General features: G+C 70.7%; 16 protein-coding genes. 7 read left to right on the forward strand and 9 right to left on the reverse strand.

Annotated features, from left to right (window positions below):
* Window positions 1-87 precede the first annotated feature (87 nt).
* On the forward strand, window positions 88-2,175 hold the full coding sequence (locus LV79_RS13580; RefSeq protein WP_253838579.1) for a P-loop NTPase fold protein: 2,088 nt from the start codon (window positions 88-90) through the stop codon (window positions 2,173-2,175).
* 801 nt (window positions 2,176-2,976) lie between these two features.
* The gene (locus LV79_RS13585) at window positions 2,977-4,626 is read left to right on the forward strand and encodes a choice-of-anchor P family protein (RefSeq protein ID WP_253838581.1); all 1,650 of its coding nucleotides are present in this window, start codon (window positions 2,977-2,979) and stop codon (window positions 4,624-4,626) included.
* 151 nt (window positions 4,627-4,777) lie between these two features.
* Here the strand turns inward: LV79_RS13585 and LV79_RS13590 are convergent, their stop codons facing one another.
* The 3 genes from LV79_RS13590 to LV79_RS13600 form a co-directional block, all read right to left on the reverse strand.
* Window positions 4,778-6,100 (reverse strand): FAD-dependent oxidoreductase, encoded by a 1,323-nt coding sequence (locus LV79_RS13590; protein ID WP_253838499.1) that lies wholly within the window; start codon window positions 6,098-6,100, stop codon window positions 4,778-4,780.
* A gap of 122 nt (window positions 6,101-6,222) precedes the next feature.
* Entirely contained in the window at window positions 6,223-6,795 is a 573-nt protein-coding gene (locus LV79_RS13595) for a class I SAM-dependent methyltransferase (protein WP_253836151.1), read from the reverse strand.
* Window positions 6,758-7,480, reverse strand: a complete 723-nt coding sequence (locus tag LV79_RS13600; RefSeq protein ID WP_253836153.1) for a hypothetical protein — start codon at window positions 7,478-7,480, stop codon at window positions 6,758-6,760. Before LV79_RS13600 ends, LV79_RS13595 begins: the two co-directional genes overlap by 38 nt.
* A gap of 843 nt (window positions 7,481-8,323) precedes the next feature.
* On the opposite strand from LV79_RS13600, the gene LV79_RS13605 reads away from it, so the two are divergent.
* The 4 genes from LV79_RS13605 (at window position 8,324) to LV79_RS13620 (ending at window position 12,692) form a co-directional block, all read left to right on the forward strand.
* Window positions 8,324-9,547: an ABC transporter substrate-binding protein gene (locus LV79_RS13605; protein WP_253836155.1), complete on the forward strand. Its 1,224-nt coding sequence runs from the start codon at window positions 8,324-8,326 to the stop codon at window positions 9,545-9,547.
* A gap of 14 nt (window positions 9,548-9,561) precedes the next feature.
* Window positions 9,562-10,473, forward strand: a complete 912-nt coding sequence (locus LV79_RS13610) for a carbohydrate ABC transporter permease (protein ID WP_253836157.1) — start codon at window positions 9,562-9,564, stop codon at window positions 10,471-10,473.
* Complete coding sequence (locus LV79_RS13615) at window positions 10,473-11,231, forward strand: carbohydrate ABC transporter permease (RefSeq protein ID WP_253836159.1); 759 nt, start codon at window positions 10,473-10,475, stop codon at window positions 11,229-11,231. Before LV79_RS13610 ends, LV79_RS13615 begins: the two co-directional genes overlap by 1 nt.
* Before the next feature lie 120 nt (window positions 11,232-11,351).
* Window positions 11,352-12,692 carry a fibronectin type III domain-containing protein gene (locus tag LV79_RS13620; protein WP_253836160.1) on the forward strand — a complete coding sequence of 447 codons (1,341 nt, stop codon included), beginning with the start codon at window positions 11,352-11,354 and terminating at the stop codon, window positions 12,690-12,692.
* Window positions 12,693-12,744: 52 nt separating this feature from the next.
* Here LV79_RS13620 and LV79_RS13625 read toward each other — a convergent pair whose 3' ends face one another.
* The 6 genes from LV79_RS13625 to LV79_RS13650 all read right to left on the reverse strand — a co-directional run bounded on the left by LV79_RS13625 (window position 12,745) and on the right by LV79_RS13650 (window position 24,081).
* Window positions 12,745-14,247, reverse strand: a complete 1,503-nt coding sequence (locus LV79_RS13625; RefSeq protein WP_253836162.1) for a C40 family peptidase — start codon at window positions 14,245-14,247, stop codon at window positions 12,745-12,747.
* 28 nt (window positions 14,248-14,275) lie between these two features.
* Window positions 14,276-15,808, reverse strand: a complete 1,533-nt coding sequence (locus LV79_RS13630) for a glycoside hydrolase family 19 protein (protein ID WP_253836165.1) — start codon at window positions 15,806-15,808, stop codon at window positions 14,276-14,278.
* Between the two features lie 173 nt (window positions 15,809-15,981).
* Window positions 15,982-16,458, reverse strand: a complete 477-nt coding sequence (locus LV79_RS13635) for an arsenate reductase/protein-tyrosine-phosphatase family protein (protein WP_253836167.1) — start codon at window positions 16,456-16,458, stop codon at window positions 15,982-15,984.
* A gap of 9 nt (window positions 16,459-16,467) precedes the next feature.
* A complete protein-coding gene (locus tag LV79_RS13640) occupies window positions 16,468-17,982 on the reverse strand; it encodes a hypothetical protein (protein WP_253836170.1) in 1,515 nt (504 codons plus the stop codon).
* A 62-nt stretch (window positions 17,983-18,044) separates the two neighbouring features.
* Window positions 18,045-20,324: an alpha-N-acetylglucosaminidase gene (locus LV79_RS13645; protein WP_253836172.1), complete on the reverse strand. Its 2,280-nt coding sequence runs from the start codon at window positions 20,322-20,324 to the stop codon at window positions 18,045-18,047.
* Between the two features lie 619 nt (window positions 20,325-20,943).
* Window positions 20,944-24,081 (reverse strand): AfsR/SARP family transcriptional regulator, encoded by a 3,138-nt coding sequence (locus LV79_RS13650; RefSeq protein WP_253836174.1) that lies wholly within the window; start codon window positions 24,079-24,081, stop codon window positions 20,944-20,946.
* A 238-nt stretch (window positions 24,082-24,319) separates the two neighbouring features.
* Here LV79_RS13650 and LV79_RS13655 point away from each other — a divergent pair, with 238 nt between their 5' ends.
* Entirely contained in the window at window positions 24,320-25,366 is a 1,047-nt protein-coding gene (locus LV79_RS13655; protein WP_253836176.1) for a putative adhesin, read from the forward strand.
* Window positions 25,367-25,501 lie beyond the last annotated feature (135 nt).

Below are 25,501 nucleotides of genomic sequence, written 5' to 3' on the forward strand. Positions count from 1 at the left end.
CGTCGCCTGCCCGGTGGTGCGGCCCCCGCGGTCGCACCACCGGGCTTCGGCGCGAAACGGTGCGGGCGGTTTCCCGATCATGTCCGCGTGAGTGAACCCTGGCGGATGCCCGAGCCGGAGGACGTGACGACCCGCGTCGAACGGCCGTGGGACGACGGCCGGGACACCCCGGAGGCGGTGGTGGCGCTGCTCGCGGAGGAGGCGGTCGAGCGGCTGGGGCTGTCGTCGGACGTGTCGGCGCGGCTGCAGCACCGGGTGGTCGAGGACCGCGAGGCGCTGCTGCGCACGGCGGCCGACGAGCAGGCCGCGTACGAGGAGCGGCTGGCGAAGCACCTGCCCTACGCCCGTCGGGCTGCTCGTGGCGCCGCGTGGTGGGTGGGCGGGCGGATGGCGTACTTCACCGGGCTGGCCGCGCTGTGGCTCGGGCCGTTCCTGTTCGTGTGGCACGCGGCCGGGGCGCTCGGCATCGGGCCGTGGTGGCGCGTCCCGCTGCTCCCACTCGCGCTCGTCCTGCTCCCCCTGTTCCGGTCCGACTCGGAGTGGGCGGGCTGGGCGTTCTCGGTGCTCGGGACCGTCACGACCTTCGGCGGTATCGGCGCGCAGTTCGCCACGTGGTACGTGCTGCCGAACGGGAACTTCAGCGGCGTGTCGGTGTTGGCGACCATGGGCTACGTCCTCGCGTCCGGTGGGCTGCTGGTGGCGGGCTTGTTCCTTTCGCAGGAGTTCCACGACGGTCCTACCCGGGTCACCGCGCAGCGGGCGTTCGACCTGTGGGTGGAGGCGTTGTACGGCCGGGGGATCCTCCCGGCGACGGCCGAGGCGACCAACGACCCGGGGCCGGTGTACGACACCTATCTGACCGCGCCGACCCGCAGCTATGTGGATCCCCGTACGGCCGTCGACTTCGACACCGCGGCGACCGCCGAGGTGCGCTGGTTGTCCAGTCGCGCCAAGGGGAGCTTCGCGTTGGCCGGTCCGCGCGGGTCGGGCAAGTCGACGCTGATGGACCTGTGGTGCTCCGGCCGTTTCCTGCCCTCGCGGGTGCCGACGCTGTCGGTCAAGGTGGACGCCCCGGTCGGGTACGAGCCGCGGGACTTCCTGGTGCACCTGTTCGGCAGGCTGTGCGACGCGGTGGAGCGGTACGCCCCGGCTGAGCCCGAGCGGAAGTGGTGGCACCGTTCGGCGCCCGAGCGCGCGGACGACCTGGGCCGGTTGGCGCGGGCGGCGCGGGAGAAGATCCGGCACCTGGAGAGCCGCACGGTGGAACGCGAGGTGGGCGCCGACGTCTCGTGGCTCGCGGCGAAGGTGTCGGGCAAGCGGAAGACGTCGGTGAAGCGCGACGACCTGCCGTTGACGCACCCCGACCTGGTCGACGAGTTCCGGTCGTTCCTGCGCACCACGGCCGCGGCGGTCGGCAAGGACGGCGGGAAGGTGCTGATCGGCGTCGACGAACTGGACCGGATCGACGACGGCGACCGCGCGGCCCGGTTCCTCAACGAGCTCAAGGCCGTGTTCGACGTGCCGCACTGCCTGTTCCTGGTGTCGGTGTCCGACGACGCGCTCGCGGACTTCGAACTGGCGGGCATGGGCATGCGGACCGCGTTCGACAGCGCCTTCGACGCCGTGGTCCGGGTCGACTACCTCACCCACGACGAGGCCCGGACGCTGCTCAACCGGCGCGTGGTCAACCTGCCCGAGCAGTTCGCCGCCCTCGCCTACGTCCTCTCCGGCGGCCTGGCCCGCGAACTCGTCCGCGTCGTCGAGGTCATCGCCACCCACGGCGGCGACCTCCCCACCACCGCCCGCCTCCTGGTCGACCGCCAACTCGCCCGCACCGCCCGGGCCGCCACCGACCGCCTCACCCGCCTCCCCGACCGCCGCGCGGGCGCCAAGCTCATCCCCCTGCTCGACACCACCCCCACCGACCTGCGCACCTACGCCGCCACCCTCGACGCCACCCCCGTCAACGCCCAAGCCGAACCCACCAAGGCCGACGTCGTCGCCATGGTCGAGTTCCTCGCCACCCTCACCGACCTGTTCACCCACACCCTGGACCGCCCCCGCACCCAGGCCCACCCCTTCAACACCCTCGCCCAAGCCCGCCGCTACCTAGGCGCCAACCCCTACGCCGCCCGCGAACTCATCGCCACCGCCACCCGCACCGCGACTGCCTGAACCCATCTCCTCTCCCACCGACGGTTTCTCACCGCGCTTTTCGGTGAACTAGGGCTGAGATGCCCCGAGACGAGGGTCTGGGCGCCCCGAAGTGGACCTCCGGGCTCGTTCTCGGCGCTGGATCGACGGCCCTTTCGAGGCCCCGTTAGCGTCCATTTAGGACACTACGATCATCGTCCCGCGTGGTGGCAGTTCTCGCGGCCCGAGTCCGTTGGTGGTCGCCTACCTCGCGCCTACCGGTGGCCCCTGTGCGCCATCCGCCACCCGATCGTCGCCTCGCCCACCCGCGGCCAGCCCCGGCCCGAGCAGCGTCTCCGCAGCCCGCCCACAATCACGGCCTCGCGCGCGCGAAGACCGCCTGCCCGGCCCCCACCCTCTCCGGGGGGCGTCCCTGGTCCAGTTTACCGGGGGTGGGGGGTCGGGCGAAGGGGTGCGGTTGGCCTGTGGATAACTCAGACCGTTGTGGATCGGTGAACCTGCAGGTCGGGAAAACCGGGCGCCCGAAGATCAGCCGATCAGGGAGCAGCAAGGTGGCTAACGCTCTGTTTGGGGGGCGGCTGGGGCCACTCGACAGGGGGCCCAAAGAGAGCAACCGGGCGGGGCAGGCGCCCATCGGCAGTGGACGCGGGCAGGGGGCTGGGGTGAACCTGCCGCACTGGTGGGTGGCTGGGGGCGGGGTGGCGCAACCGTGGGGTGGCGGGGCGCGATGAAGTTCAGTGGTCCGGCTGTCACTGACGCATGTGGAGGTTTGTCGTGGACGTCTCTGCTCACCCGCGCCGCCGATGGAGCGGGGCGGTCTTGGTGGCCCTGCTGACGGGCTCCCTCCTCGCCGCCACCGCCCCGGCAGCCCCAGCGACACCGACAGCCGCCCCGGGGGACCCCCAACCCCCGGTCGTGGTCTTCACCGAGGACTTCGAGAACGGGCAGACCTCAGCCGTCACCTGGGTCGACGACTACACCGGTCCCGCCCCGCTCGCCCAGACCTACCGCGCCGACCCAGCCTGGTTGACTTACTGCAACGGCATCATCGCCTCGCCCCTCAACCAGGCCAGTGACCCGCCCGGCGCGGGGTGCTTCGGTTGGTGGCCCCGCGTCAAGGATCTCGCGCGCGTCTTGGGGGACTGGTCCAACGGCACCGGCCCCACCAACCACGCCGTCACGGCCTACACCCACTCCGACCCCGGCGCGGGCCGCACACAACTGGAGACGGTCACCCCGATCCCGTTGAGCGCGACGAACCGGTTCGTGTCGTTCGCCGTCGACGTCGCCGAGCAGAACTGCTACGCCGCCAACGCCCGCTACGCGTTCTACCTGCTCGACGGTCCCACCGCGGTCCCGGCGTTCCAGCGGCCGATCACCCCGTGCGTCGACGCCACGACCGTCGTCAACGCCACCGCCGTCGGCACCTTCCACAGCGACGCGCCCGTCCTGTTCAGCGGCACGTCCGTCGGCCTGCGCCTGGTGAACCAGCAGCCCAGCGGCAACGGCAACGACAGCGCGTTCGACAACATCCGGGTCCTGGACGTCACCCCGCGCCTGGACCTGGCCTACGCGCCCGGCACCATCGAGGTCGGCCAGACCGCTGATCTGACCTTCACCGTGACCAACACCAGCGAGCTCAGCGCCAAGTCCGGCTGGTCGTTCCGGTTCGCCGTGCCGCCCGGCCTCACCGCCGTCAACCCGCCCAGCGCGACGACCTGCGCCGACATGGTCTTCGGCACCACCGGCGCCGCCGACTTCGCCGCCACCGGCACCCTGCCCGCGGGCGCGGCGTCGTGCACCATCACCGTCCCGGTCCGCGCGTCGACCGTCGGCACGCACACCACCTGCGCCGCCGACGTCACCCCGCTCGTCGGTCTCGACCCGCCGGGCTGCACCACCCTGGTCGTCGTCGGCCCGACCCTCGCCTTCGACGCCCACGCGCACGGCGCCCTGCTGTCCACCCCGCTCGCCCTGATCCCGCCGCTCGCCCCCGCCGACCTGACCTGCACCACGGCGCCGGGCATCGACTCCGACACCCTCGCGGACTTCCCGATCCCGCTGGTCGGCACCACGTCCGTGATCGCGGACGAGGCGTCCGGCACGGTCGGCCCAGACGGTCTGCGCACCGCGCGGGCCACGGCGAACACCGCGGGCCTCAACCTGCTCAACGGCCTGATCACCGCCGACGAACTCCGCGCGGAGTCCATCGCCACCAGCACCGCGACCGGCGCCGTCACCGCTACGGGATCGTCTACGCTGTCCAACCTGCGGGTCGCGGGCAGGCGGATCATCCCCGCTCCCAACCTGAGGATCACCATCCCGCTGGTCGGCACGGTCATCACCGACGAGCACATTCATCGCCCCAACGGGATCACGGTGAACGCGCTCCACATCAGACTCCTACTGGGTACCGACATCATCGTCGGCCACACCCGGGCATCGCTGAGCACACCGGGAATCCCCTGCTAGCAAAGGATTAGCAGCGCGGTTCTCACCGCGCTGCCACCGCCCCGGTCACCAAGACCATTTGTCCACAATGGATCGGCGGCGCGGGTTCTCCCTCCCCGCGCCGCCGACCTGGTGGACCGACCCCTACGCCAAGGTGGTCCACACCCCCGGGTCAGCCCTGGTGCGACGCCCGGATCATCTCCGTGCGGTCGACGACCTTGATGCGCTCCCGGCCGTGCGGGGCACCCAGCGCGCGCTCGTACGCGTCGAGGTTCTTCCAGCCCTGCCAGGTCGTGAACTCGATGCCGCGCTCGTTGAGGAACCGCACCACGGCGCCCGGGTCCGGGTGCGTGGCCGGGCGCAGCGTCGGCGCGTCGGCCAGCAGCGACGCCACCGTCTCCGACGAGCAGCCCTTGGTGTGCCCGATCAGGCCGATCGGGCCGCGCTTGATCCAACCCGCGACGTACGCGCCGGGGACCAGGTCGTCGTCCATGTCCAGCACCCGGCCCTTGCTGTGCGGGACGGTGCCGGAGACGTGGTCGAACGGCAGGTCGGCCAGGTGCGACGACAGGTAGCCGACCGCCCGGTACACCGCCTGGACGTCCCACTCGTGGAACACGCCGGTGCCGCGCACGGACCCGTCGCCGGTCAACTCGGTGCGCTCGGTGCGCAGGCCGGTGACCTTGCCGCCGTCACCGAGGATCGCGGCGGGGGAGTGGAAGAAGTGCAGGTGCAGCCTGCGCGGCCGGGTGCCGACGTCGCGGATCGCCCACTCCTGCAACGTCTTGACCACCATGTCGACCTGCTTGGACGCCCGGATCGCGGCGATCGAGCCCTCGTCGAACTCGATGTCCTCCGGGTCCACGATGACCTCGACGGTCGGCGAGTGGTCCAGCTCGCGCAGCTCCAGCGGGGTGAACTTCGCCTGAGCCGGGCCGCGCCTGCCGAACACGTGCACGTCGGTGACCGCGTTGGCGACCAGTCCGGAGTGGACGTTGTCCGGGATCTCGGTGACCAGCATCTCCTCGGCGGACTTCGCCAGCACCCGGGCCACGTCCAGCGCGACGTTGCCAGCGCCGAGCACGGCGACGGAGGTGGCCGTCAGGGGCCACGTGCGCGCGACGTCGGGGTGGCCGTCGTACCACGAGACGAAATCGGCCGCGCCGTACGCGCCGTCGAGGTCGACGCCGGGGATGTCGAGCGGGCGGTCGTCGACCGCGCCGGTGGCGAACACGACCGCGTCGTAGAACTGGCGCAGCTCGTCGAGCTTGACGTCGCCGCCGTAGTCGATGTTGCCGAACAGCCGCACGCCCGGCTTGTCCAGCACCCGGTGCAGCGCGTCGACGATGCCCTTGATCCGCGGGTGGTCGGGCGCGACCCCGTAGCGGATCAGCCCGAACGGCGCGGGCATCCGCTCGAACAGGTCCACGCTGACCTCGGCGCCGGACTTGATCAGCGCGTCCACGGTGTAGATCCCCGCCGGACCGGCACCCACCACGGCGACTCGCAAGGGACGACCCACCACACGCTCCTGACTTCCCATCGACGGCATCACCGCCTAGACTAAGGTAAGCCTTACCTAAGGAGAATGTGACCCCGGCCACCCAGTGGCGCCCGTCACGTGCGACTGACCAGCAGGTACCGCTCGTCGGTGATCGGCTTCCCCCACAGCGCGGGGTCGTCCAGCACGTGCACCTCGGCCTGGTGTCGGTGGGCCAGCACCAGATCCGAGCACTCGGCGGCGGTGAGCCCGGCACCGGTGAACCAGTGCCCTTCAACGAGCGCGAGCCGCCCGCCGGGTCGCAACAACCGTACCCATCGGGCAATTGCGGCGTCCGGGTCGGGTAGCGCCCACAACACGTGGCGCACGAGGACAACGTCGCACGATGCTTCCGGGTACGGCGGGTCGCTCGCGTCGCCGAGGGTGAACTCGACGCGTCCGGCTGCTTTTGCGGCGGCTATGGCGAGCATGCGCGGGGACAGGTCGAGCCCGCGCACGCGGTAGCCGTTGTCCGCAAGGAGGACGGAGAGGCTGCCGGTTCCGCAACCGAGATCGACCACTTCGGCGGGGGCTGGCGGTAGTTCCGGCAGCAAGATTTCCGCCCATGCTGCCCGGACCGCCGGGTCTTTCAGGCCGTGATCCGGTTCCTCGTCAAAGGTCGCCGCCTGCTTGTCCCAGAACGCTGTCATGGTGCCGATTCTCGGGCAGCCAGGTGCGGAGCCGGGCGTCGGCCAGGGCGCCGGTCGCGGGGTTCTGGGCGATGGGGTGAAAACCGTCGACGCGGTGGAGGTGCTCGGTGGGGGACCAGACCTCCAGCCCGTCGGCCGCGGCGATGTACAGCAGGCCCTCGTGCGACCACAGCCGACCGTCCGGCGCCGCGATCCGCGCCGTGGTCTCACCGCTGGGGATGTCGACGAGGGCGACTGTGCCCTCGGCCTGCACCGCGATGGTGTCGTCGTCGAGCCACGTCGTGGGTCGGTTCCAGTCGAGGGGGAAGGGGCCGACCTCCCTGGCCGCCTCCGCCGCCGGTTCGCCCGCCTGCCACGCCGCCAGGTCGATCGCCACCTGGACCCCTACCGGCTGCCACATCCACCCGTCTACCAGCAGCCACCGGCCGGACGGACTCGGGTGGATCGAGCCGTGGAAGAAGTCGAGCTCCTCGTCGACCTCCCGCGCACTGAGCAGCTCCCCGCTCGCCACGTCGAACAGATCCAGCCGATTCCACGCCGTCGCCGCGACCACCAGGTCCGCCCCCACGAACGCCACCGGGAACAACGTCGGCCCCGGGCAGTAGTCGCCCCGATCCAACTCAAGGGTCACCGCCCCGGTGGCCAACTCCACCACGACCCCGGTCTCCCCGTGATCGACAACCACCGCCACGAACCGCCCACTGGCACTGGCATGCACCCCCACCGACTCCCGCGGATGGCCCGCCGAAACCTCCACCCGCCCTCGCGCCCGCTGCCACCCGTCGCCGAACTCCACCAACTCCCCACCCACCAGCGCCACCCACCCACCCGGCACCGCCGCCAACCCCCGCGCCCCAATCCCCACACCCATAATGCGCCGCACCCTAGCCCCGTCCCCCCACCCCTACCACCACTTTTGCCCCCCGCCGCCCTCTCGCCGCAGAGCCCGCGCCCAACCTCACGCCCCGCCACGGGATCCACCCCGACACCGCCTCTAATGCGGAGACCGCCCGAACCCAACCACTCCTCGCCGCTGCGGAATCAAGCTCCGCCGTCCCGGAGGCTGCCCCCGTCTTCGATCGGCCGCTGTTCCGGAGGGCGCCCCCGCGAACCCCGGCCCCCACCCTGTCCCGGGGGGCGTCCCCAGGCCCAGTGTACCGGGACCCCATCGCCCGAAGGGGTGACGGGGAAAAGCTGTGGATAACTCGGGGGCTTGGGGACAACTCGACCTCGGCGAACGGGGGAGCGGGGCGTCGGGAGGGCGCGAGTTTCACCTGGTCGGGGGGCCGATGGCGGGCCGTTGTGGAGCTTGTCGAGTGCCCGTCAACCAGGCGCGCCGGAGGGGTGACTCGGCGCGGAAGGCAAGGGCCATCTGGGTGTTATGGGGTCGGGATGAGGAAACTGCCGGTCGATGGCCGTGTGGATCCACTGTGGACAAACAAGCGAGGTGGCCGCCTGGTGGGAGGATTCGACAGGTGATCACGGTGGTTCGAGAATCGTTGGCATGTCGAGTGTGGGGAGGCCTGGGATGCTGAGCCGTCGGTCGTTTGGGGTGGTGGCGGGGTTGTTGGGGTTGGCCGCGTGTGGGGTGAACACCGGGCGGGAGGGGGCTGGTGGGGGGACGGTGCGGCACTGGTACCACGCCTATGGGGAGGATGGGGTGCAGGACGCGGTGCGGCGGTACGCGGCGGCTTATCCTGGGGCGAGGGTCGAGGTGCAGTGGAACCCCGGTGACTACGACTCCAAGGTCCTGACCGCGTTGCAGACCAGCGCCGTGCCGGACGTGTTCGAGGCGCAGGTCAAGGTCGACTGGGTGCGGCAGAAGCAGGTCGTGCCGCTCGATGACCTGCTGGGCGACACCCGCGACGACTTCGTGCGCGCGCTGCTGGACTCCCAGACCGTGGACGGCAAGCTCTACGGCGTCCCCCAGGCCATCGACACGCAGGTCCTCTACTACCGCCCCAGCCTGCTCGAGAAGGCAGGCGTCACCCCGCCCAAGGCCGTGGACGAGCTGATCGATGCGGCGAAGCGCCTGACTGCGGGCGGTGTGCGCGGCCTCTTCGCGGGCAACGACGGTGGCGTGGGTGTGCTCACCGCGCCGTTGCTGTGGTCGGCGGGCCTGGATTTCCTGTCGGACGACGGCAAAGCGCCGGGTTTCGACGACCCCCGCGCAGCGACCGTCTTCGGCAAGCTGCGCGAGCTCAACGAGACCCTGCTCCTCGGCGCCCCGACCGACTGGTCCGACCCGGGCGCGTTCGTCGACGGGCTTGCCGCGATGCAGTGGACCGGACTGTGGAACCTGCCGAAGATCACCGCCGCGCACGGTGACGACGTCGGCGTGCTGCCGTTCCCGCGTCTGGACGCCGATGGTGCCGAGTCCGTGCCGGTCGGCGCCTACAGTGCGATGGTCAACGCCCGTAGCGCCGACGTCGAGGCGGCGAAGGCGTACGTCAAGTGGTTGTGGGTCGACAAGTCCGACTACCAAACGGAATTCGCCACCGCGTTCGGCGCGCACCTGCCCGCCCGGAAGAGCCTCGCCGCCACAGCGCTGCGAGACGGTCCGGGCAAGGAGGTCGTCGGGTTCGTCACCAGCGGTGGACGTATCGCCAGCCCTGCCCGGTGGTCGGCCCGCGCCAACACCGCCCTGTCCGACGCGGTATCCCGGATCGCCAGGCAAGGCGCCGACCCGGCGGGGGAGTTGCGCGCGGCCCTGGACGTGGCCCGCGACGAGATCGCCCGGCTGGACCGGTGAACCCGGCGCACCCAATGCGAGCGATCGTCAAGAGGGCGAACAGCCGGAACACGCTGGTGTTCTGGCTGTTCGTCGGCCCCTTCGCGATCGGCCTGCTCCTGTTCACCTACGTCCCCATCACCTGGAGCGCCTACCTCAGCATGTTCGATGCGCGGAACACCGTCACCCCAACGGAGTTCGTCGGCCTCGCGAACTACATCGACATCCTCACCGACCGAGCCTTCCTGGACAGCATCGGCACCTTCACCGTGTTCGCCGCGTTCATCGTCCCGACCACAGTGGTCCTCTCACTCGCCCTCGCGTTGCTGGTCAACCAGGTTACCTGGGCGCGGGCTTTCTTCCGGTCGGTGTACTTCCTCCCGTTCGCCTGCTCCTACGTCGTGGCGTCGCTGGTGTGGAAGATGTCGCTGTTCCCCGGAGTGGACAGTGGCATCGCGAACACCGTCCTGGGCTGGTTCGGAGCCGACCCGGAAGCCTGGATCGGCACGGTAGAACCGCCGCTGTACTGGGTCGTCCTGGTCACCGCCCGCCTGTGGCTGCAACTGGGCTTCTACATGCTCCTGTTCATCGCCGCGCTGCAACGGATCCCCACGCACCTCTACGAAGCCGCCTGGATCGACGGCGCCTCAACGGGTTGGCAGTCCTTCCGCCACATCACCCTGCCGGGCCTGCGCGGAGCCCTGGTCGCCGTCCTCACCCTCAACCTGATCAACGCCTACCAGGCCTTCGACGAGTTCTACAACATCCTCGGCGACGCACGCGGATACCCACCGTTCGCACGTCCACCCCTGGTGTACCTGTACTACACCTCGCTCGGCTCCGGTGGGCAAGACCTCGGGCGGGGGAGTGCGGGCGCCGTCGTACTGGCCCTGGTGATCGCCCTCGCGACCCTGTTGTCCGGCCGGGTGTTCCGGAGGCCGACCTGATGCGATCACTCGCCCGATGGACGGCGTTGGTCCTGACAGCCGCGCTGTTCCTGCTGCCCTTCGCCGTCCTCGTGGCCAAAGGATGGCCCGCACTCGCGGATGTGTTCACCTACAAGGAGATCCCGTTCGCCCGCAGCCTGCTGAACTCGGCAGTAGTCGCGATAGCTCAGACCGTGGGCCAGGTGGTGCTGTGCTCACTCGCGGGCTACGGCCTGGCGCGGATCCCGTACCGGCACGCGGCCAAGGTCCTCTACGCCGTCGTCGCCACGCTCATGGTGCCGACAGCGGTGACCTTCGTGCCGAGCTTCGTCGTGGTGTCGAGCCTCGGCTGGCTGTCCGACCTGCGCGGGCTGGTGGTCCCCGGCCTGTTCAGCGCGGTGAACGTCTTCCTCTTCCGCCAGTACTTCCTGGACTTCCCCGTACCGCTCGAGGAAGCCGGGCGACTGGACGGCCTGTCCCGCTGGGGCGTCTACTGGCGCGTGGTCGTGCCCAACTCGACGGCGTTCCTCGCCGCCATCGCGGTCATCGACTTCATCGGCAGCTGGAACCAGTTCCTGTGGCCACTGGTCATCGCCCAGGACTCGTCGACGTGGACCGTCCAGGTAGCCCTGTCCGGTCTGCTCACCGCGCAGAACCCCAAGACCACCCTGCTGTTCGCCGCCGCCACAGTGTCCATCCTGCCGATTATCCTCGTTTTCACCGTCCTGCAGCGATACCTCGTGCGGGGTATCTCTGAAACCGGACTGGGTGGCCAGTAGTCACCGTCGAGTTGTTCGAACAGAGAACCTTCGGCCTGCTTTCGGCGCAATCTCGTTGGCAGTCAACGAACCCGGCCATAGCATGTGATCACCCTGCTTCCCTGAGCGAATGGAAGTCCTGTGCGCACAAGGAGAATCATCGCGGCCGCGACAGCCGCGATCGCCGCCGTCGGTCTGAGCGCCGTCCCGGCGGCGGCCCAGGTCGTGACCCTCGACGTGACCGCCCAGTGCGCCGACCCCCTCGCGGGTCCGGTGCGGGTCGCGGTCACCACCGATGTGGAGACCCCGGCCTACCTCAGTCCCGTCGCCGAGGCCCGGCGGATCACCGGCACCGTCACCCTGCCCGCCGCCACCGTCGACGGGTTGATCGCCAAGGGCGCGACCAGCGTCTCGGGTTACCTGAACCTGTCGTTGGCGATCAGCGGGGCCAACACCGCCGAGGCGGTCAACACCCTGGCCCTCGCGAGCCTCCCGCTCACCGCGGGCCGCGACCTGGTCTTCCCGGCCGTCGGCTACACCTCACCGGCGTACACCAGCAAGCTCGTCGGCACCAACAACGTGGACCTCACCGGCCTGTGGGCCAACCTGTACCCGCGGCGCGCCGACACCTCCCCGGTCGTCCGCGGCGGCATCCACCCGAAGTGCACGCTGCCGGAGCCGAAGCGCTGGCTGTCGATCCGCACCGAGAGCGTCATCGCCGAGTACCACCCGGCGCCGAAGAACCTGAAGTTCAGCAACATCACCACCGACAGCATCACCGTCTCCTGGGATCCCACCAGTGGTCTGCTCGGCCCGCCGCTGGGCTACGACATCCTGGTCGACGAGGTGCCCGCACTGCGCCTCATCGGCGCGGGCAACACCACGGGCACCCTCACCGGCCTCAAGCCCGACACCGACCACTACATCCGGATCAGGGCCGTCGAGCGCGGCTACGAACGCCGCAGCGAGGTGTTCCCCATCCGCACCAGGTCCTTCTTCACCCACAACTACTTCGACACCGGCGGTTCGGTCACCATCAAGGGCACCCACGTCCAACTCCTCGGTGAGCAGGTGACCAAGCGCGAACTCGCCACGGGCAACCACACCTCGAACCCGACCTTCGCCCCCACCCAGGTCCGCCTGGGCGGCCTCGGCACCGCCCACCTCGAGTTCACCCCGCTCGACCCCGCCACCGGCACCTTCCAGGGCGGCGTCTTCACCGAGACCATCCGGCAGAAGGTCACCATCGCCCGCGTCACCCTCGGCGGCCGCACCGTGGCCACCCCGAACTGCTCGACGACGGTCGAACTGCCGCTGACCTCGGGCCCCGACTTCAGGTTCAACGGCACCCCGAACCTCATGAGCGGCACCTTCACCATCCCGCCGTTGCGCGACTGCGGCCCCGCGACCACCCTGATCAACCGCCTCGTCGCGGGTCCGGGCAACACCGCGGCGATCAACTTCATCACCTACGCCGGATAGCCGGAACCGGGTGGGGCAGCCCTGGCCGCCCCACCCGGTTCTTCCCGCTCGGCTAGCGCACCGGCCGCGTGATGTCCGCGCCGATCTGGAAGGTCGTGACCGAGTCCGGGTTCACCGGGTACCAGTCCGCGTCCAGGTCACCCTCCTTGACGTCGAGCGCCCCGTCCCGCAGGACCGCGATCCGGTCGCCGTCGAGCTGGAAGCTGTCGACGTCGCTGGCGAGGTGCGTCAACCCGGCGTCCAGGTCGCCCTCCTTGGCCCACAGCTCGTCGCCCTCGGCGAACGCGATCCGGTCGCTGTCGAGGTGGAACGCGGTGACCGAGTCGGCGTTGACGATCTCCCAACCCGGGCCGAGGTCACCCTCCTTGACCAGCAGCGCACCCGCCGTGGTCTGCACCGCGATCCGGTCACCGGAGAGCTGGTAGGCCGCGACGTTGGACTCCTGCAGGGTCGACGCGGCGTCGAGCGTCTCGTCCTGCGCCCACAGGTCGCCGCCGACCCGGTAGGCGATGCGGGCGCCGTGCAGCTGGAAGTCCCGGACACCGCCCGCGACCTCCACCCAACCCGGCTCGAGGTCGCCCTCCTTGACCAGCAGGTCGCCGTCGGTGCTCAGCACGCCGACCCGGTCGCCCTCGACCTGGAACGCGGCCACCTCGGCGTCCTGGAGCACGGCGGCACCGTCGATGTCACCGTCGACCACGTAGAGGTCCTCGCCCTCGGTGAAGCCGATGCGCGCACCGCTGAGCTCGAAGTCGGTCACCGAGTCGGCGTTGACCGTGTGCCAGCCGGGCCCGAGGTCACCCTCCTTCACCAGCAGCGCGCCGCCGTGGGTCAGCACCCCGACCCGGTCGCCCTCGAACTGGTACTTCGCGACGTCGTCCTCTTGCAGCTCCGGCGGGAGGTCGAGGTCGCCGTCCTTGGCCCACAGCGTGTCGCCCTCGGTGTAGGCGATCCGGTCGACGCCCGGTGCGGGCAGTGCCGTTGTCCCACCGGCGAACAGGCGGATCGAGCCGAAGTAGTCGCCGTCCATCGCCGCGTTGGCGACCCGGACCTTGGTGCCCGTGTACGGCGCGTGCACGACCTGCCCGGCGCCCAGGTACAGCGCCACGTGGTGGATGCTGCCCGCGCTGGCCCCGTAGAACAGCAGGTCGCCGGGAAGCAGCGGGGCGAAGCCCTCGGCCTTGGTGAACCGGGCGACGGCCCGGGAGGACTGCCACTGCACCTTGGTGGAGCCGTTGATGATGTCCTCGCCGGTGGCCAGCGCGTAGGCGTACCTGACCAGACCGGAGCAGTCGAGCCCGCCGCCGGTCGGTCCGGGGTTGGTGCCGTGGCCGCCGCCGTACACGTAGTTGACGCCCACCTGCTCGCAGGCCTTGACCACGGCCAGCTCGGCCAGCGGTCCCGCGCCGGTGGTCAGCACCTCGCAGGGGGCGGGCGCGGCGCTGGCGGTCGGCGCGACGGCGGAGTTGAGGGCGAGGGCGGTCAGGCCCGCGGTGAGGGCGACGGCGTACCTGGTCCGCCGCGATCTCGTCTTGGTGGTCACTGGGATGTCCATTGTGGCCTCTTCTCGGTATCGGGGTTGACTAGCGGACGCAGTCGATGGCGCCGACGGGCAGTTCGCCGCCGTTGAAGTAGCGCAGCGCGGCCTTGAAGTCGTTGCAGCGCTCCACGTCCTCGCGGGCGTTGGGCGCGTAGCCGATGGCGGCGTCGACCCGGCCCATGTCGAGGGCGTCGGCGGCGGCGTTGGTGTAGGAGCGGGCGACCGTCCAGTACCACTGGGCGATGGGCGCGCTGTAGGTCAGGGACGCGGCGAGGTCCGGGTTGCCGACGAGGTTGACGCCGAGGTAGTTGCCCGCGCTGGTGTAGTTGGCGTTGCTGGTCAACTGGATGAAACCGCGCCCGCGGTAGGTGCCGGTCTGGCCCGCTTCACCGGCGTTGTAGCGGAAACCGCTCTCGTTGCGCAGCGTCGCCAGGAACGCGGCCATCCGGCGCGGGTTGTCGATCTGACCGGCCACCATGGCCTGGTTGAGGCTCGGCAGGCCCTCCCGGACGACGGCCTCGGCACCGATGTTGCCGTAGATCGCCTTGAGGTCCTCGAAGGTCACCAGCTGCCCGGACGGCGGCGCGTGGGTGGCGGCGAGGAGGCTGACGCCGGTGGCGCTGTCCTCGTCGATGGTCAGCCAACCCGGCTCCAGGTCGCCCTCCTTGGCCAGCAGTTCGCCGCCCTTGACCACGGCGACCCGGTCACCGTCGATGTCGAAGGCGCTCACGCCCTCCTCCTGCAGCAGTGAGGCGGCGTCGAGGTCGCCCTCCTGCGCCCAGAGGTCGTCGCCCTCGGTGTAGGCGATGCGGTCGCCGTCGAGCTTGAAGTCGGTGACGCCGTTCGCGCTGATCTGCTCCCAACCCGGCTCCAGGTCACCACCCTTGACCAGCAGGTCGCCCGCACTGGTGAGCGCGCCGACCCGGTCACCGGAGAGCTGGAACTTCACGACATCGGAGTCCTGGAGCACCGACGGCGCGTCCAGGTCGCCCTCCTGGGCGTAGAGGTCCGTGCCCTCGGTGTAGGCGATGCGGTCGTCCTCGAGGTCGAACGCGGTCACGTTCGCCGCGCTGACGGTCACCCAGCCCGGCCCGAGGTCGCCCTCCTTGACCAGCAGGTCGCCGTCGGTGGTCAGCACCGCGACCCGGTCGCCCTCGATGGCGAACCCGGCGACGTTGTCGGCCTGGTGCACCGGGGTGCTGTCGATGCCGTCGGCGTCGACGACGTAGAGGTCCTCGCCCTCGGTGAAGGCGATCCGGCCGTCGCGCAGCTGGAAGTCGGTGACGGAGTCGGCGTTGACCGTGTACCACCCCGGTGCGAGGTCGCCCTCCTTGACCAGCAGCGACCCGTCCGACTTCAGGACGCCGACGCGGTCGCTGTCGAGCTGGTAGGCGGTGACGCCGGACTCCTGGAACTCCCAGCTCGCGTCGAGCGCGCCCTCCTTGACGAACAGGTTGCCCCCTTCCAGGACCGCGATCCGGTCGGCGGCGGGGGTGTCGGCCAGCGCCGGTTGGGGGAAGGCCAGCAGGGTGGCCGTGGTGGCCGCCGCGATGGCGGCGGGGAGTGCTTTTCGCATGTCGTGTTCCCCAGGTTCTCGGTGGACTGTTAGGACAATCCTGGTGGCCCGCGGTGACGTTCCCTTGACTCGGCGTTGACGTCACCCGTCATGGCGGTCCGCTTGTGCCGCAACGCAAAGAGGTCGCAAGTGGACAGTGTCCACTTGCGACCTCTCGGGGGGGGGGGGCTTCCTCAGATGGTGAGCTCGGTCCCGAGCCGGGACTCGACCCAGGTCACCAGGGTGGGCATGGTCGCCTCGATCATGGTCAACACCTCCCTGAACTGTGCTGGACCCCCGTAGAAGGGGTCGGGGATCTCCGGCGGCTCGGGGGCCGCCGGGTCGAACTCGCGCAGCAGGCGCACCTTGGGCGCGCACACCACGATCCGGCGCAGCGCGCTCGCCTGCGCCTGGTCCATCGCCAGCAGCGCGGTGGCCGCGTGGTGGTCCGGGGCCAGCAGGGTGGCCACGTGCCCGACCGGGTAACCCCGGTGCGCCAGTGCCTCGGTCGCCCGCCGGTCCGCTGGCGCACCGGGAGTGGTGGGGCCGATCCCGGCGCTGGTGACGCGCACCCGGTCGCGCAGGCCCGCTCTGCTGAGGTACTCGCCCGCCACCAGTGCCGCCATGGGGGAGCGGCAGGTGTCGGTGCCGGAGACGAAACACAGGTGCACGGTGGGGGCCTAGGCGAGCAGGGACTGGCAGGTCTGCAGGATCAGGCCTTCAGCGCTGGCCGCGGTCGCCGGACTGGTCCCGTTGGGCGAGGCCTTCAGCGGTGACGGCCACCCGTAGACGATCTGGCTGGAGGCGAGGCTCGCGATCGAGTTGTCGACGCCGTCCCAGGCTGCCTCGTAGGTGCCGCCCGCCCAGAGCAGGCTATCGGAAGGGACGTAGCAATTGACCTCGTTGGCGTACCCCATGATCCACAGGTTGCCGACCTCCAGCTCGTCGGCGATGGCCTTGATCGCGTAGTGGTAGCCGCTGACCACCTCGTTGGCCAGGGCCAGGATCGTCAGCCCGCCGAGCCGCCAGCGCTGGATGGTCATCGGCACACTGGTGGGCAGCTTGCCCGCGTTGATCTGGTCGATCATCATCTGCGCGTGTGCCCGCTCCGCCGTGCCCGTCCCGGTGGGCGGGTTCGGCCCCACGCGGGTGTTGAACTTCGACTTCAGCGCCGCACGGACCGCCGCGTTGCCCGTGTCGACGGAGAACGGGAGATCGATGGTCCGCAGCTCGGTCGTGATGCCGCCGGAGAGCTGGGTGAAGCTCCCGTTGTTCACCAGGTCGATCACAGCGTCGCCGAGGACCGAACCGATCTCGTCCGGGTAGGTCGGAACCCGGTCGGTGATTTCCCCGATGGGGTTGATATCGCCTGCCAGACCGAGGAAGAAGAACGCCATGGCGCCGAGTTGCTGTTCGATCAACTCCGCCGCCGCACCGCAGTAGTCGCTGTCGAAGACGTCTTCCTTGCCGCCGTTGCCCCGGCAGACCGGGTGCGTCGACGCGCCGAACAGCACGGCGAGCAGGCTCTCGTCGGCCTGCGACCGGACGGTGAGGACGGGGACGTCGTGGATGACGTAGCCCTGGTTGGTCCGGTTCTGGCCGATCTGCGCGGCGGTCTCGGCGTAGTGCAGGGTGGCCGGGATCGGCGTCTCCTGCACCGTCCGGCGCACGAGGTCCACCATCTCGTCGACGAACAGGCCGGTCAGGTAGTCGATGGCGGTGACATCGGCGTTGGTGGCGTTGAGCAGGACCTTGGGGCTGGGGTGGGAGGTCCCGATGAACGGACCCGAGTGGGTGTGGCTCGACGCCATCAGGAAGTCGGAACTGGCGATGCCCAGTTCATCGACCACCCGGTTCCGGATCTGGTCGTGGATGTTGTGCGGGACGCTGACCACGTCGGCGCGGAGCAGGACGTTGATCGAGCCGTTGTCGGTGATCGCCAGGCAGTGCGCGGTGATCGGGCGCGCTGCCTCGTCGGCGACGCCGTAGCGATTTCCCCAGCCGTAGCCGCCCATCCAGGTCACCCCCCAGCCCCGGGTGATCGGGCTGATGTTCACCGCGTTGTAGGCGACCGCGAACCCGGTGAGTGGGGTTGCGGAGGCGGTCGGTGCGGAACCGAAGACCTTGCTGGTGTAGATGGCGGTGGCGGCGAGGGCTCCGCCTCGGAAGAGGGATCGACGGGTGATCTCAGGCATGGCTGTCCCCAGGGAGTTGGTTGTTTGTCGCTTGTAGACAGTGGAAACGGGACTGATCAGGTTTAGAGCGGGTCGGCGGCCAGTTCGCCCGCGATGCGGGAGGCGATGGTGAAGGTGTCGCCGACCGGCTGCGTGCGGTGGACCTCGCGCTGCTGGCTCCACGCGTTGCCGCGCGCGTTCCAGTCGTCGAAGGACGGCTCGCCGTCACCGGCGTCGATGGCGTCGGGCAGCGCGTCGAAGAAGCGCTCCCAGCGGGGCCGGTAGTAGCCGCTGAGCAGGCCGTGCCACTCGCGGTGCGCGTACTCGCGCAGGGTGTCGGCGGCGTCGATGGTCCAGATCGTGAGCATGGACCGCGCGTTCCACTCCAACGAGTTCCGCTCGCCCGCGGTGGCACCCCAGGCCTTCGCCTGCTCCAGCCACGTGCCCAGCAGCCAGTGCTTGTCGGTGCCGAGGATCTCGTTCGACAGGTCGAGCGCGTGCAGGAACCGGTCCGCGTCGTCGGTGACCGCGTCGGTGTCGCCGTCGTCGAACGCGGCGCTGATCCGCGCCAGCAGCACCCGGCCGCGGTTGGCCAGCACCTGCCGGGTGACGTCGACCAGGTCGTAGCGGTAGGTCGCCAGGCCGCGCACCGACGACGGCACCTGCAGCAGCTCGGGCAGGCACGCGGCGAAGTCGTCGAGGTCGTAGCGCGGGTCGTCCGGACCGAACATCGACACCGACCGGTTGACCAGGTCCAGCGTCGGCTCCATCGCGAAGAACGACTCGTGCGGCCCCTCGCCGGTGGTGTGCCCGCTCTTGCTGAACGAGTACGCGGTGTCGAGCAGGATCCGCCACGCCTGCGCGGCGTGCGGGTCGTCGACCCCGTAGCGGCGGCGGGCGTAGGCCAGCACCCACGGCTCCAGCGCCACCGGGTCCCGCCGCCACGCCACCTCGCCGAGCAGGTCGCCGACGACCGGGTTGTTGTGCGTGCCCTCCTGCACCCACGCGGTGCCGACCAGCCGCTTGCGGGTGCTGGACTGGCGGATCCCGGGCAGGGTGCGGCCCGCGTCGGTCAGGTTGCCGAACATCCCCGGCCTGCCGCCGAAGTTCTGGATCGACCCCCAGCACCACGGCACACCCCAGTACGCCCCGGTCTGCGCCCACTTGCCGGTGTCGTCGGAGTCGAGGTCGAGCACGACGATCCTGTTCTCGTCCACGGCGTTGAGCACGTCGAGCTGGGGGTTGTCCTGCCAGCCCTGCATCAGCCAGATCGCCCCGGGCACCGCGGCCTCCAACGCGTCCTGCACGGCCACCGCGGCGTCACCCAGGTCGGCGCCGTTGAGCAGCGCGGGCAGCTCCGACTCGCCGACCTCGTGGAACAGGTCGTTGGAGTAGTGCGTGGTGGTCCCGAAGTGCGCGGCCTGCGCCTCGTAGAACCGCTCGGCCACCGGCGGGTAGAGAGCCTCGGTGGTGTCGAGCCAGTACGGCCTGGCGTGACCGGCGTAGTCGCCCTGGGCGGGGATGTTGGTTCCCGGGTGCTCGTCGGCGAACATCTGGTCCGGCACGTGCCCGACGAACGCCGGGAACACCGGGGTGATGCCCAGCTCCCGCATCCGGTCGACGATCCGCACCCCCAGGGCGGCTCGGCGCTGCAACAACCCCACGCTGACCGGCCCGCTGAACGCCGACGCGTCCTCGTCGTAGCCGGTGATCTCCCCGTACCACTGCCACGGCTGGTGCGCGGGCTGGGCGATCCACTGCCGCACGGTGAGCTCGTCGAGCCCGAAGTCGCGGAAGGTGTCGTACCAGACGATCTCCTGCCCGATCAGCGCCAGCGCCCGGTTGATCCCGTTGGCCGCCAGCAGGTCCAGCTCCCGCTCCCACTCCGACCAGCTCCAGAACGGGCTGGTGTAGCCGAAGACGGTGAAGTTGTAGGCGTAGCGCTCGGTCAGCTCGGTCGACTGCCGGATCGTGCTCGGCGGCGCGGGCAACGTGGCGGGCAGCGAGATCCGGTCACCGTTGGTCGACAGGTGTCCGCCCGCCACGTACTTCAGCCACCACTGGAACGCCGAGAGCGCCGCCACCGGGCTGCTCGCCGAGAGCCGCACCGCACCCGGGGTACCGCCGATCTCGAAGGCATCCACCTCACCGGCACCCGGGGTCAACTGCTGGAGGGTGAACTGGTCCGCGGACCGCCCCAGCAGCCGAGCGATCGCCGCCCGCACCGCCGGGGTGTCCACCGGCGCCCCCAGCGCGGCCGCCCCCCGGGGAGCCGCCGACGCCGTACCGACCCGGGTACCCGCCGTGAGCAGGGCCGCGGCCGCCGTACCAAGCATGAAGTTCCGTCGCGAAACGCTGCGCATGTCAGGATCCCGTCGTCATCGAGAGGCACTGGTGACGACTCTGCTCACCCCCGTTGACGTCTCATTGACTCGCGGTTGACGCCCCCGCGTCACCGCCCCCGACCGGCCCGCCGAGCACCTTCCGCGCCGATCTTTGTCCGAACACTTCGGCCGGGGCCTTGTCCGCCTGCGACCAGGGCTCTTGTTGTCGATCTGCTCTGATTTTCATGCTTGCGGGTGACAGAAGTTATCCACATGTGGATCTCCGCAGGGGTGGTTTCAAGATCGACTGTCGGTGGGTGCCGGTAGACTGGCCCAGGGGCGCCCCCCGGAGAGGGTGGGGGCTGGGCAGGGGTTGCCTGCGCGCGCGGGCGCGAAGCGGGGCCGGTGGGGTGGGGGGCTGCGCGGAGCGGCTCGGTGGGTGCGGCTCGGCTGTCCCGGAGCGGAAGCGGCTTGGCGGACCCGGAGGCGGTTCGGAACCGGGACCGGAGGCGGAGCGGATCAGCAGGGCAGGCCATCGGCAAAGCGGTGTGTCAGGTTGCTTGGCCCTCGCGCGGATGAGAGTCAAGCGGGACCGGTGCCCGTGCCCGCCTACGCGATGGCCACCCGCTCGTCGCGCTCCCGGCGTGGAGCAGATCGGTCATTGGCTCGGGGTTGCCGCCGCCACGTCGTTGGCTAGGGCGTCGAGTACTCGTCGGGCTCGGGTTTGGCCGAGGGTGTCGCCGTTGGTGGTGGCCATGTCCAGGGCTCTGCCCGCGAGTTCCGCTGCTGTCGCGTGCTGGCCCAGGTCGAGTTCCACGCCGGCGAGTGCGACGAGTGCCTGGCCCTCGCGGAGCCGGAAACCGGTGCGCTCGGCCAATGCCAACGCCTCCTGGACCGGCGCCCGAGCCAGTTCCGGGGCACCAAGGGCGCGGTGGTGGGCGCCGAGGCCGATCAGGGCGGTGATCTCGCCTTGGCGGTAGCCCGCGTCGCGGCTGAGGCGGAGGGCGGTGGTGTGTTTGGCCAGGGCACTTGCTCGGTGGCCGACCCGGAGCTCGATGGAGGCGAGGGTGTTGAGCGCGTCGGCCTCGTAGTGCAGGTTCCTGGTCTGCTCGGCCAGGGTGAGCGCCCGTCGGCAGTGTTCGACGGCCTCGTCGAGGCGACCGGCCTCCCGGTACGTCGCGGCGAGGTTCTGCAGCACCTCGGCCTCGTCGTGACGCGAGCGCAGCCGGTGGTAGATGGCCAGCGCCGCCTGGTGGTGGGCCAGCGCCTCGTCGATGTCGCCTTGGCGCAGGCACACGCCGCCCAGGTTGTTGCGCGCGGTCGCCTCGGTGTGGGTGAGGTCCCAGCGGTCGGCCAGTGCCAGCGCCTCGGTCAGGTGCTTGCGCGCGTCGGCCAGGTTCGCCGTCTCCAGGTGCATGGCGCCCAGGTTGACCAGGGTGGCGGCCTCGATGCGCGGGTCGCCGATCTCCCGGCAGATCGCCAGCGCCGCCCTGGCGTGGCCAACGGCGGTGCGCAGCTCGCCCAGTTCCAGGTGCACGATGCCCAGGTTGCCGACCGCGGAGCTCTCCCCGCGCCGCTCACCCTCGGCGCGGTGCCCGGCGAGCGCCTCGGTCAGGTCGGCGATGGCCGCCGGGTAGTCGCCGCGGCTCCAGTGCAGCGTGCCCCGGCTGTTGTGCAGCCAGGCCCGCACCACCCGGGCGTCACTGGCCTCGGTGGCGGCGATCGCGGTGTTGGTCGCGGTGAGCAGGTCGGCGTCCAGGCGCCGCGAGTGCAGGTAGCCGCGCACCGCGTCGGTCAGGTGCCAGGAGAACTCCGGCGCGACCGCGACCGCCTGCTCGATCACCGCGACCAGGTTGGCCCGTTCCGCGTCGAACCACGCCGCCGCCGCCTCCTCGTCGGCCAGGTGCGGTACGGCCGGCTCGGTGGTCGGCTCGGGGCGGGGGAGCCGCGCCAGGGTCGGGTTCAGCAGTTCGGCGGCGGCGTCGGCGGTGTGCAGGTAGTGCTCGTAGAGCCTGCGCAGCACGCGTTCCCGGGTCGGGGCGTCCTCCTCGTCGCGCGCGATGGTGCCCGCGTAGAGGCGCAGCAGGTCGTGGAACTGGTAGCGGCGCGGTTCGTTCTGCTGCACCAGGCTGGCCGCCGCCAACTGTTCGACCAACCGGGTCGCCTCGTCGAAGGGCACCCGCAGCAACGCGGCGGCCGCGGGCACCGTGAAGTCTGCCCCAGGCGTTAGCCCTAACAGCCGGAACAGCCTGCGCGCCTCGGGTTTCAACGCCCGGTACGACGGCACGAACGTCGCCTCCACGGCCGCCGACTCGTCACCCTCCACGGCCAGCGCGGCGATCCGGTCGTCGCGGCGCAGCTCGCTGACGTAGTCCGCCACATCCGGCACCGGCCTGCTCGACAGGTTCGCCGCCGCGATCCGCAGCGCCAAGGGGAGCCGCCCGCACAACGTCGTCAGCTCGGCACTGGCCACGGGGTCGGCGTCGACCGCCGCACCGACGATGCCCGCGACCAACGCCCGTGCCTCGCGCTCGGCCAGCACGTCAACCGGGATCCGGCGCGCACCCTGCAACGCCGTGAGCCCGCGGAGATCGCTGCGACTGGTCACCAGCACTGCGCACGACGGCTCGGCGGGCAAGAGCCGCCGCACCTGGTCCGCGTGCGCGGCGTTGTCGAGCACCAGCAGGACCCGCTTGCCCGTCAACAGGGTCTGGAACACGACCTCTTGGTCGTCCTGGTCCAACGGGATTTGCTCGGCGGGCACGTCGCACGCGCGCAAGAAGTACCGCAACGCCTGCGAGATCCCCATGGTCTGCGCGGTTGAGTAGCCGAGCAGGTTGACGTGCAAGATGCCGCCGGGGAACTCCGGTCGCAACCGGTGCGCGACGTGCACCGCCAGCGCCGACTTGCCCACCCCCGGCGGCCCGGACAGCACCACGATCGGCGCCGCCGCCCCGCGCGTGGTCAGCAGCTCACCCGCCAAGCGGACCTCCTCGGCCCGACCGACGAAGTCGCCGATGTCCGGCGGCAACGTGGTCCGCGCGACCGTGCTGACCCGGGTCGGCGCGGCGACCACCGGCGCGGGCGCGGCGTCGAGCGACGGGTCGTTGCGCAGCACCGCGTCGTGCAACTGCCGGAGCCGCTCACCGGGGCGCAACCCCAGCTCCTCGGCCAGGGTGTCGTCGAGTTCCCGGTACACCTGCAGCGCGTCGGCCTGCCTGCTGGACCGGTACAGCGCCAGCATCAGGTCGCCCCAGAAACCCTCGCGGAACGGGTGTTCGGCGGTCAGCGCGCGCAGTTCGCCGATCACCTCCGCGTGGCCGCCGAGCTCGATGTCGGCCTGGATGCGCAGTTCCAGCGCGGACAACCGCTGCTCGGCGAGCGCGGGGACCTCGTCGCGGTGCAGCGCCTCGGACGGCACGTCGGCCAACGCCGGGCCGCGCCACAGTTCCAGCGCACGCCGCAGCAGCGCCGCGCGTTCCCGTGCTCCCAGCCCGCGCGCTTCGGCGACGAGCGAGGTGAAGCGCACGTGGTCGACCCGCTCGGGATCCACGTCGAGCAGGTAACCGCCGTGCCTGGTCACCACCGCGTCCTGGTCACCCAGCGCCTGCCGCAGCCGCATCGCGTACGCCTGGCAGGTCTGCCGAGCCCCGGACGGCGCCCGTTCGTCCCATAGCGCCGCCACCAAGTGGTCTACCGGCACGACCTCGCCGACCCGCAACGCCAGCGTCGCCAGCACTATCCGCTGCTTCGCCGCCGACAGCCCTACCAGCGTCCCGTCCCGCCGGGCTGTCAACGGCCCCAGTACACCGAATTCCCACGCGACCATCCCGCGGCCCCCCTCGCGATCACCAGGGATCATCCCCACCCCGGACGCCCCCGGTCAACCACTCCGCCGCGGGCGTGGCCTTGCCCACCCCCGAGCTGGACCAGCTCCAGGTGCGCTCGGGTCCGCTGTGGACCGCCCGGCTGTCACACCCGCTCCACTCCCGACGATTGATCTTCGTCAGCACTGGTCGAGTCAGGAGTCGTCAATGGTGGGCATCGTCATGGGGCACGGGTCGTTCGACGGGCCGGAGGTGGTGACCGTCCCCCAGGGGCTGCCGGTGGAGTTCTTCACCGACGAGGGGTCGGCGCTGCTGCTGGTGAACCTCCTGGAGCTGCTCAAGCGGAACCACCACCGCACCCCGATGCACGTCGCCGCGCCGGGCAGCACCGTGCTGAACTACTGGTACAAGCCGTTCAACCCCGTTCAGCTGCGCGCGGTGGACGCGTTCAACGAGCTCGACCTACCGCGGATCCTCGTCGGGTCCGGGTCCCAGCCGACCGCGCTGCGGCTGTGCGCGGACCCGGCCAAGTGCCCGAAGGACGGCCCCCACACCTGCACGGGCGTGTTCGGGCAGGCGGCGCGCAAGGGGTGGACGAAGCTGCTCGTGGTGGCCTGCCGCATCGACGACCACAAGCCGCAGGCCCCGACCGTCGCACTGGCGACCCCGTCGGGCGGCCGCGACACCTCGGCGTACGACGCGCTGCACACGTGGGTCACCCGCTTCGTCGCGATGTCCCCGGCCGAGCAGGACGCCGCCTGGCGCGCGCTGCCCGAGCGCGACCGGATCCGGTACACCGCCGTGGAGGAGGAGGTCCGCGAGTGGCTGGAGTGCCTGGAACTGCGCACCGCCATCGCCACGTCCACCAACCCCACCGCCTTGATCGAGTCAGCCGACCGCGAACTCCGCATCCGCCTCGTCCGCGACTACCCCGAACACCGCGCCGCCGCCATCGCCGGGATCACCCTGACCCCGGAGGAACGCCACGCGAACGCCGAGTTCCTCCTGCGCCCCCTCGCCGACCAGTTCGAGGAGTGGGGCAGCCTCTCGCTCGAGGACCAGGTCCGCGCCATGGCCGACCCCGACGTCACCGCCTGGACCACCGCCCTCAACGCCCTCATCCTCTTCGACCACAACCTCGACGCCCCCCACCTGGCCACCATCCTCCGCCGCCTCACCCCCGCCGCCCGAGCCACCACCCTCCAAGAACCCCGCCTGGTCGACTACCTGTCCACCCACGGCATCACCCTCTGACCCGCTTACCCCCGGGGAGCTCCAACTCCCCGGGGCGTCGGTCTCCCAACCGTAGGAACCTGGCCCCCGGATCGCTTTCCGGCCCCACTAGGCCGCTTCGCGCCCGGCGGTCGTCAGACCTGCCAGGTAGCAGCC

Source organism: Actinokineospora globicatena (genome assembly GCF_024171945.1).
Taxonomy (GTDB): domain Bacteria; phylum Actinomycetota; class Actinomycetes; order Mycobacteriales; family Pseudonocardiaceae; genus Actinokineospora; species Actinokineospora globicatena.